Source organism: Limnoraphis robusta CS-951 (assembly GCF_000972705.2).
Window position 1 is genome coordinate 1 of the sequence record NZ_LATL02000163.1, and the last position, 9220, is coordinate 9220.

Below are 9220 nucleotides of genomic sequence, written 5' to 3' on the forward strand. Positions count from 1 at the left end.
TTGGAGAATCCCCTTTCTTTAGAAATGGGGAGTATGTCAAAGCACTTGCTAATCCCACTTGAGCCTACCCGCCGTGTAGGCTTTTGCTTTTTTTTGAGGTGTTGAATCTCCCCTTGAATGTTAATTCAACCTGAGATCTTGCACCCGTGTCAGAAACCAGGTTTCTTGCGACTGCAATCAGCTTGTTAATATTTTTCGTTATCGCGCACCGGGTTTCTAAGGTCTTGTTGAGTCCGGGTGCAAAATGTGAATTTTACCTGAGACGGGGAACGCAGGGGAGAAAGGATTCAGTACAATCCGGTTATTTTTATGAATTCTATCTATCGATAACTGATAAGATTATCAGTACAATTGCCCTGGATTCTTACAAAAATAGGAAGATGTCCCGACTGAACAGCAGAAAGAATTTCTGGAAATTCTTGGCTTGACTCTGGGTGACGATCTAGATTGAGAATTTTAGCAATAATTGTGATCACTACAACCGCGATCAATTTCAGCAAGTAATATGAGATTACAAGACTTTTTGGGTACAGATATCAAGTATGATGTCAATAAAATTGATGCAGACCCTGATCTGAGTCGTCAGATTCAGATTCGCCTGATTGACTTAGGACTTCTTGATCCGCCCGCCGATGGTATTTTTGGCCCGAAGTCAACAGCCTCACTGCATCAATTTCAAAAGCTGATGAAATGTGGTGAACCGGGTTATTTAGGAGCAGTAACAGCCCAGAAATTAATTGAAGCTAAAATATCAGAAATTCCCATTCTCACCCCCATTTTGAAAACGGTCAAAAGTACCGTTTTTAAACTAAAACCTATCGCTTCATCTCAGTTGACTGACTCTGAAAAATTCCCAGTTGCTGGAGGTCAAGAGTTTGCCGTTTTGGCTTATGATCCCATCCGAGGACATCTAAGAGTTGCCCTTCGCAGTCAAAGCTTCGGGGGATATTCTATGTTATACATTTGGGCCGCTCATGCCGAAATTTATGAGGATGAAAAGTTAGTTTATCCTCAGCCTTTACCCAAAAGTTATCGATTGAATAATGTTCCTTATCGTTCTCAATTGGATAATTTTTTAAATCCAACGGGTGCCTGTAATGTGACTTCTATCGGGATGTGTTTGGAGTATTTGAAAGCACCGAGACGTGTTAGTTATGGACAGTTTGAAGATGAACTGTATGAGTATGCACTCAACAAAGGCTATAGCCGACATAATCCCTATGATTTAGCTCGAATTGTTCGAGATTATGGGTGTCAAGATTATTTTACAGAATATGCCATTATTGAAGATGTTCAAGACTGGGTTTCGGCTGGAAATCCTTCTGTGATTCATGGCTACTTTACCTCCTTTGGTCATATCCTGGTGGTTGTTGGATATGATGAATACGGGTTTATTGTTCATGATCCCTATGGAGAATGGTTCTCAACCGGATATCGCACCGATTTAAGTGGTGCTTATCTCCATTATTCTTATGGATTAATTCGGCGGCTTTGTATCCCCGATGGCAGTTTTTGGGTTCACTTTATTTCTAAGTAAAAGCAGGAGGTTGGTGACTCACTTTAAACGGTTCTGATCAAAGGATAATCAATTCCCCAATTTCCCTCACCTAATTTCATACTTAAATCTAGCCAAGTTGAACGAGTAATTGGGGCGCTGGTAGAGATATAATCAACGCCAGTTTCCGCAACAGCGCGAATCGTTTCTAGGGTAATATTACCGGAGGCTTCGATTTTAATTCGGTTATTATAACTCCGAATTGTCTCCACCGCTTCCAACATGATTGACAGGGCCATATTATCCAGCATAATAATATCAGCTTGATTCTCTAACGCTGTCTGAACTTGTTCGAGGGTTTCTGTTTCGACTTCTATCGTTAGAGGATAGGGAATTTTTCCTCGAATTTGGGCGATCGCTTCTTGTATTCCGCCTGCGGCCGCGATATGATTATCTTTAATCATCACGGCGTCATCCAGCCCGAAACGATGATTGATTGCCCCTCCCACTTGGGTCGCGTATTTTTCTAACAGTCGCAGTCCTGGCGTGGTTTTACGAGTATCTACCAGTTGTGTCGGGAAGTCAGAAAGAGCAACTGTGTATCGGTTCGTTAGAGTGGCTATTCCACTTAACCGCATCGCTAGGTTCAACGCGACTCGTTCCCCGGTTAACAAAGCTGCTAATGGCCCTTTGAGTTGGGCGATCGTTTGTCCGACTTCACACCATTGCCCTTCTGAAACGATCGCTGTAAACTCTACTTCGTGATCTAACAGTTCAAACACTCGCGCCGCTATTGTTAATCCCGCAACCATTCCCGACTCTTTCACCACCCAATAGGCGCTTCCTGAAGGACGATTTTGCAGTAACAGACTCGCTGTCGTGCGATCGCCTCGCCCAATATCTTCACACAGCCATTGTTGCAAAAGCGGATCTAAAATAATCCAGGGAGGTAAAATCGCGTTCATGCTTGATTCTGATTAACACATACCCATCAAAAACCAGAGCCTCCCTCCGTTTATCACTGGAAGAGAAGCTCTAGTTTTGTATTTATCCTGGCATCGAGCTATTTTCCCAGGCAGCTACCCACCAAGTATCTTCGCCGTGTCAACGTTTCACATCCGAGTTCGGGATGGATCGGTGTGGTTCCATCGAGCCATAGACACCAGGAAAGCTTTAAAATACTTTCTTAGGTCTTGAGGTCAATCAGAAATCGCTTTATTTGTTTCGCGTTCTTCTGTTACCCTCGACAATTACTAATAGTACAGACCTTTTCGGAGATTGTCAACCCCTTTTTCAAAAATTTTTTTTCGGCTGAGTTGTAGCGCACCAAGCCCTGATGGGGGTGTCAATCTAGGCTGGATCTGACAAGGGATGGGCTAGTCTATCATTAACCTGAAAATCTGATCCACCCTACCCAACTTCTGTTTGAGCTATGGGAATTAGTTCAACCGCCTAATTTTCTAGCCTCTGAGACATTGCTCCGGAAAATCACCCAGTTTGACTGAAGGTGCAAGCTGAGACTAAAATCAATTTAGGACTCAATGTCAATTGTGATACTTCTCACTCGTTAACCTGATCGAAATCACCAAATTAACTCATTTAAAATCACAACTTTTATTGATATATCTCACTTGCGATAAAGATCAAAATCAATTCCTCTTAACCCCCCTATCACTGAAACTATAGGAAATCTCGACTATAGATAAGGTGGGGAGAGGAACAACTTTTATGCAAAAATGTACAACTTGTCCGAAAACACAATGTCCTTTTAGATCTTCGGAGGTTAAAATATCGGGATTTTCACTCTTTATAGTCGGGTGTAAAATTAGCTATCGAGGAGAACAAATCTTTGATTTGAGTTGGCTACTTGCAGGTAAACCCATTATGCGCTTGCGAGAATCTCAAGTCAAAAAAGCACTGATTAAACTCAAAAAAAATCAAATTGCTAGTTAATAAAAATCCCTTAACACCCCGAAAATTTTTTGACAAATCCGTTTTAAAACACTCGATTTAGTAATTTTTTATCCAGTTCTCTAATGTAATCTCGACCATATCTTCCATTTTCTAAACCCTCAAATAAATGAGAGGGTAAATCTTGAGTGACTTCCTCACTACAGGAAGCCACCCCCAATGCGATCGCCTGAGTTCCATTTAAAATAAAACAGTAGGGTAAACATCATTACAAAAAGTAAAAATGGTACAAACACCCGCCAGTCTGGAAACCGAAACCCTATCAATAGAATTACCCAGAACGCTCACTCTGTACGTTACCCAAGAACAATTTACAGCCTTAACAGCAGCCAACCCCGACTTAAGACTCGAAAGAACCGCCCAAGGAGAATTAATTGTGAACCCCCCGACAGGTTGGGAAACCGGAGAATGTAATAGCAATCTTTCTGGAGAGTTGTATCTTTGGTGGCGTAATTCAGGGGAACCGGGTAAGGTTTTTGACTCCTCTACAGGTTTTATTTTACCCAATGGTGCGACTCGATCTCCTGATGCGTCTTGGGTAAGTCGAGAACGTTGGGAAGCACTCACAACCGAACAAAAAGGAACCTTTGCAAATATTTGTCCTGACTTTGTAGTTGAATTACGTTCAAGTTCAGATAGTCTAAAATCCCTACAAGCTAAGATGAAAGAATACCTCGATAATGGGGCTAAACTGAGTTGGTTAATTGATCCGCAAAAAAAACGAGTAGAAATTTATCGGCCAGAATTAGCAGTGGAAGTGTTAGAAAATCCTGCTGAATTGTCCGGTGAAGCGGTGTTAACGGCTTTTGTGTTGAATTTGCCTCGGGTTTGGGGTTGAACGTTAAATTATGCTTTACAGTCAATTTACCCTCAGTAAAGCTCTCATTCAAGGCGATCGCTTTTTTCCAGAGGTTTCCCCCGTTAATCCTAGAAAGAAACAGAGATTGAAATCTCTGTCTAATAAATGAAGTCCTGTTAACAGGACTTTGAATTTTAGTCAGGGAATTTATTCCCTGATTAACTAACTCTGACTCAAGATCAATTACATCCAACCTAACTGTGCTTTTGCTGTATTCACCGCGATTTTTACATTGCCTTTGTTATTAGATATGCTGTAGGGTTTAGCGGGATTTTTGGGATTAGGATCAATTGTAACTACGTTATTAGCCCAAAGACTGCTACTCTGTGACCAATCCAGTTGAGCGAGTTGAGAGATTTTCTCGGAATCAAAAGATTGCTCATTCTCATTATAGCACAAATACAGCAATCGGCCTAGAATCTCTAAGCCAACAGACCTCCCTAAAATCGATTTTTCCTTAATAAAATCGTCAATTTCCTCAATCTTTAAATCTTTGGGGCTTTGACTCGCAACATATTGAGTTTGGGGACATTCAGAAAAGAATTGATTCAAAGCATCAGCCAAAGCCTGAGACGCTGCATCAACATCATAAGTTTCTAAAGTTGCATTCGGATCGTTTTCAAACGCACAACTCACCAAAGTAGCAATAAATTTATTGGTATAAATCAATTTTTTCTTTGCGGCTGGTTTTCCTGTAATCTTTTCGGTTTTCCCTCTAAACATTGACACTTTTTCAACCAATTCTTTCAAAATACCAACTTGACCCGTAACTTCTCCGTAAGACAATAACAAAGATGGAGCAAGTTCTTTCGTTTGTGCCATATCTCGAAAATCTTTCTGACACTGTTTAAAATTCCCCTCCAAAACCAATGTGATCGGAAAATCACTATCACCAATCAATTTTGCATCTTTACTTCTAACTAATTCATCAATTGCTTTTTGGCGATGTTGTCCGTCTGTAATATCAAGACGGGTATCACGAGGAATGACAACAAAACACATCCCTCGACCCAATTCAATCACTTGTATTTTTTCAGGATCAATATTAGCCGTTAAAGTGCCTAAAATCCAGGGTTTATCTTGTTCGGCATGATGCACAATATAATCTTTGATTTCTTCAGCATGACCTTTCACAACCGGACGATTTTTTCCAGAGTCAGGATCATTATCTTCAGAGGGTTTAGCTTCTAATAGGGTGGGAATCTCACGGGCAGGAACATTAATTTGAATCATTTGCCGTTTTCCCTGTTGGAACATTAAACCCAGATAGCAGTTTTCCCGATAATTTTTGGAAAATAGAGGAGCGAGTACAGAATCAATGCGGGGGTTTTCTTCGGGTAAATTATCACTAATCTCGTTCATGTTGGGTGAGGTCATGCTGTCGGTGATTGATAAAAATTTGTGAGGTCTATCTTTATATTGTAGGCGTTAAAATCCTCAGATGACCACTCCTAACAAACTGTATCAAACACCGTATATTATTCTCGGAGTTAATATCTTGAATTGTCAAAAACCCGGTTTCTTTGAGAAACCGGGTTTTTATTTCCCGTAGGGGTTCTTCAACTACAATATACTGGGTAATCTAATCTCTCTCGGCTTGACAAACCGCCCCTCAAAACTGATCGCCCTATTTTCAAACGTCCTCGCCTCCGCCAACCCCCGTCGCAACTCCGCCCGATCCATCGGTTCATCTATTCCACCCAACAGATAAACCAACAACTTCGCCGCCAGATCTCGCCCGGCTACCCGGATACGCCGTTTATTCGGATCAAATAACACCCCATACCACAAAGACTCGGGGTATTCTATCCCATTAAACCCGCCCTTTGCATCAAAAGATCGTAACTTTTCAAACAAACTGACTATCGGTTTTTGCTGCTGAAACACCAACACCCCTAACCCCTGGGCGATCGCGACTTGACCCACAGGACGAAACAAAATATTACTTTCACCCCCCGGTTTCTCAAAGCTAAACCGTCGCAACACAGGCGTTTCTTCCCCCCTTTCTAAACGTTGGTAACTCGGTAAACTCGCCAACGCATCCAACAACCGTCGCAACTCCTGCATCCCCTCCTCTAGTTCATCATCATCGGGACGCATGGGAACTAACCCCGGTTTGGGCGAATGCCAGTGAGGAAAGCGATCGCCTAAATAGCGCTGTGTCATCTCTTTGAGGGCTTGTAACGTCGTTAAAACCGTAGACTTAGAAGCCACCGTCGCACTATCCCAGTTTATCCGAGGGTTGCGATCGCGTTTTTCTTTTAACAACGGATGAGTCACTGCCACCTGGCGCGTTACAATAGAAAATCCGTCATCTTCATCGAGTAGGGCTAACTGACCTTTACTCAGTTTCACCGCCATCAGGTTAACGTGAACAAAAATAGATCGAACTCGCTGACGGGCTGAGGCGCGGGTTTCTCCAGTCACCACTGCGGGAATAAATTCTATTCCAACGGTTTCGGAGGCGAGGTTTTTGATCTCCTCTGGAGTTAACGCCGAAACCTCTGTCATATCCTCCAGGGTAATAGGTTCGCCGACGGGTTTTTTGATCTTGCTGTAGGGTTGCAGTTTTCCGGTTCGCAGAAGTCGCATCAACCCCTGTATCCCCATCAGGCGATGTTGTCCGTCTAACGCAAAGACAGCCTCATCGGAGTCTAACTGTAACAGTCCCAGTTGTCCCTGATGGTCTAACCCCTGAAAGGCGATCGCAGACTCGGTGGCCCGTCCGTCCTCATCCCACTCAAATGCTTTCGGGTTATTTACCCAAGCGGGACAGATAACCACTAATAAAGCAGGGAACTTGTGGGCTTTGTGGGTTGCCAGGTATTGGGCGAGGGGAAGTTGACGCGACCAGTCGAGGGGACGTTGTAAGATATCTTCTACGGTGTCTGCGACTCGTTCGACATTTCCGGTTTCTGGGTTCAGGTGACGTTTAAATAGGGGAAGTTGGGAAGCATAACCGACATTGCGATCCAACCAGTCCAGTGTTACTGAACCGATAAACGCTTCTGTTCCTCCCATCTGGGTTTTGTGTACGAGGAGAGACTCAGGGGAGTTGAGGAGGGGTTCAAGAAACTTCGCGATCGCTTCTGGGTCTTGGGGGTTGGGTTCTCGGGTTGGATCGGTTGCAGATTTCATTCGTAAGTATTAAGCTATGAGAACAAGTTTTTAAAAACTTTGGAATATAAGGTATTATAACTGAACAGGGTGCTAGTAAAGAGGCAACAGATATGAGTACCAAGCAACAGACAAAGAAAAAACAGAAGAATCGCACTGTTGCTGAACTGATGGAAGATATCACAGCACTCACAAAAGAAATTCAGGAGTTGTATTGTCAGGATCAAATCCCCTGGATCATTGGTGTATCGGGAGGAAAAGATAGTACAACGATTCTACAACTTATCTGGAATGCTATTGCTGAACTGCCATTAGAAAAACGTAATAAGACGATCTATGTGATTAGTACGGATACCCTAGTAGAAAATCCTATAATCTCAAGCTGGGTACGTCAGTCTATCCAGAAAATGAAGAAAGCTGCTACAGAACAACAATTACCAATTGAGCCTCACCTACTACATCCAGAGGTTAAAAATACTTTCTGGGTTTGCTTAATAGGCAAAGGATATCCTGCTCCTAGAAATAAATTTCGTTGGTGTACAGAACGCTTAAAAATACAACCTGCAAATCGTTTCATACGCGAAGTCGTTCGATCAAATGGTGAGACAATCTTAGTTTTAGGGACTCGAAAAGCCGAGAGTTCTAAACGGGCTGCGACAATGGAAAAACATCAGCTAAAGCGGGTACGAGATCGACTCACTCCAAATGCAAGCTTACCGAATTCTCTAGTGTACACACCTATTGAAGACTGGCGTGATGATGAAGTCTGGCTTTATCTGATGCAATGGGAAAATCCTTGGGGAAATAGCAATAAAGATTTATTTGTCATGTATCGAGGGGCAACCGCCGACAATGAATGTCCGTTAGTTGTTGATACCTCAACGCCTAGCTGTGGTGACTCTCGCTTTGGCTGTTGGGTTTGTACATTAGTTAATAAAGATAAATCAATGGAGGCAATGATTATCAATGATGAAGCCAAAGAATGGATGCAGCCTTTATTAGATATTCGGAATGAATTAGATTTAAAAAATGATCGAGAACGCCGAGATTTTAGACGAATATTTGGAACAGTACAACTGTTTGAACGGAATGTCAATGGAGAAATCAAAGTCGAACCGATACCCGGTCCGTATGTCAAAAAATGGCGGGAACATTGGTTAAGACGAGTATTAGAAGCCCAAACGAAAATTCGTCAAACCGCCCCGGAAGAAATGCGGGATATTACGTTAATTCAACCGGAAGAACTTAGCGAAATTCGCCGAATATGGTTAGAAGAAAAACACGAATTTGATGATAGTTTACCGAGGATATATAAAGAAGTGACCGGAGAAACCTTTATAGATACCTATCGTGGTAATGAAACCAGTTTGTTAGGTAGTGATGAATGGACAACCCTAGAAGATATTTGTGGGGAAGACGCCATGCACTTAGAATTAATGGCAAAACTATTAGATACCGAACGACAATATTATACTAAAGCCCGTCGTGTAGGACTGTTTGAAGACCTGGAAAAATGCTTTGAAACCAGTTCACGAACCAAAGAAGAAGCCATTGCAAACGCCCACCTGAAACGCAACTTAAAAATAGCTGCCCAAGAAGGAGATGTTGAAACCATTAAACAACTGACCTGGGAAAATCTGAAATATTCCAATAATTCAGAAACCAACGATGAGGAGGAATAACATAAAAAAACCACTGGTAACGGATTAAATTGGGGCGGAGACTGGTAACGGATTAAATTGGGGCGGAGACTGGTAACGGATTAAATTGGGGCGGAG

At 42.4% G+C, this 9220-nt stretch carries 8 protein-coding genes and 1 rRNA gene; 4 read left to right on the forward strand and 5 right to left on the reverse strand.

All coding sequences use genetic code 11. The annotated features are described in order from the left end of the window. Positions 1–505 precede the first annotated feature (505 nt). On the forward strand, positions 506–1537 hold the full coding sequence (locus WN50_RS14225; protein WP_046278881.1) for a C39 family peptidase: 1032 nt from the start codon (positions 506–508) through the stop codon (positions 1535–1537). Positions 1538–1560: 23 nt separating this feature from the next. On the opposite strand, the gene nadC is transcribed toward WN50_RS14225, so the two are convergent. Next, positions 1561–2460, reverse strand: a complete 900-nt coding sequence (nadC, locus tag WN50_RS14230; RefSeq protein ID WP_046278882.1) for a carboxylating nicotinate-nucleotide diphosphorylase — start codon at positions 2458–2460, stop codon at positions 1561–1563. Positions 2461–2545: 85 nt separating this feature from the next. Further along, positions 2546–2662 (reverse strand): 5S ribosomal RNA (rrf, locus tag WN50_RS14235). A 561-nt stretch (positions 2663–3223) separates the two neighbouring features. On the opposite strand from rrf, the gene WN50_RS14240 reads away from it, so the two are divergent. Next, positions 3224–3448, forward strand: coding sequence for a hypothetical protein (locus WN50_RS14240; protein WP_046278883.1), 225 nt, complete (start codon positions 3224–3226; stop codon positions 3446–3448). Between the two features lie 43 nt (positions 3449–3491). Here WN50_RS14240 and WN50_RS36920 read toward each other — a convergent pair whose 3' ends face one another. Beyond that, the gene (locus tag WN50_RS36920) at positions 3492–3620 is read right to left on the reverse strand and encodes a hypothetical protein (protein WP_281062886.1); all 129 of its coding nucleotides are present in this window, start codon (positions 3618–3620) and stop codon (positions 3492–3494) included. A gap of 69 nt (positions 3621–3689) precedes the next feature. Between WN50_RS36920 and WN50_RS14245 the strand changes: the two genes are divergently transcribed. Further along, a complete protein-coding gene (locus WN50_RS14245) occupies positions 3690–4304 on the forward strand; it encodes a Uma2 family endonuclease (protein WP_046278884.1) in 615 nt (204 codons plus the stop codon). A 204-nt stretch (positions 4305–4508) separates the two neighbouring features. Here the strand turns inward: WN50_RS14245 and WN50_RS14250 are convergent, their stop codons facing one another. Continuing rightward, positions 4509–5702: a DNA sulfur modification protein DndB gene (locus WN50_RS14250; RefSeq protein ID WP_235440959.1), complete on the reverse strand. Its 1194-nt coding sequence runs from the start codon at positions 5700–5702 to the stop codon at positions 4509–4511. Positions 5703–5888: 186 nt separating this feature from the next. Further along, a complete protein-coding gene (locus WN50_RS14255; RefSeq protein ID WP_046278886.1) occupies positions 5889–7463 on the reverse strand; it encodes a DGQHR domain-containing protein in 1575 nt (524 codons plus the stop codon). Between the two features lie 92 nt (positions 7464–7555). Between WN50_RS14255 and dndC the strand changes: the two genes are divergently transcribed. After that, positions 7556–9124 (forward strand): DNA phosphorothioation system sulfurtransferase DndC, encoded by a 1569-nt coding sequence (gene dndC, locus WN50_RS14260; RefSeq protein ID WP_046278887.1) that lies wholly within the window; start codon positions 7556–7558, stop codon positions 9122–9124. Positions 9125–9220 lie beyond the last annotated feature (96 nt).

What these genes read in the sequence shown, in the direction of transcription:
- WN50_RS14225 (WP_046278881.1), top strand. Translation starts at nt 506, where the DNA reads ATGAGATTACAAGACTTTTTGGGTACAGATATCAAGTATGATGTCAAT.
- nadC (WP_046278882.1), bottom strand. Translation starts at nt 2,460, where the DNA reads ATGAACGCGATTTTACCTCCCTGGATTATTTTAGATCCGCTTTTGCAA.
- WN50_RS14240 (WP_046278883.1), top strand. Translation starts at nt 3,224, where the DNA reads ATGCAAAAATGTACAACTTGTCCGAAAACACAATGTCCTTTTAGATCT.
- WN50_RS14245 (WP_046278884.1), top strand. Translation starts at nt 3,690, where the DNA reads ATGGTACAAACACCCGCCAGTCTGGAAACCGAAACCCTATCAATAGAA.
- WN50_RS14250 (WP_235440959.1), bottom strand. Translation starts at nt 5,702, where the DNA reads ATGACCTCACCCAACATGAACGAGATTAGTGATAATTTACCCGAAGAA.
- WN50_RS14255 (WP_046278886.1), bottom strand. Translation starts at nt 7,463, where the DNA reads ATGAAATCTGCAACCGATCCAACCCGAGAACCCAACCCCCAAGACCCA.
- dndC (WP_046278887.1), top strand. Translation starts at nt 7,556, where the DNA reads ATGAGTACCAAGCAACAGACAAAGAAAAAACAGAAGAATCGCACTGTT.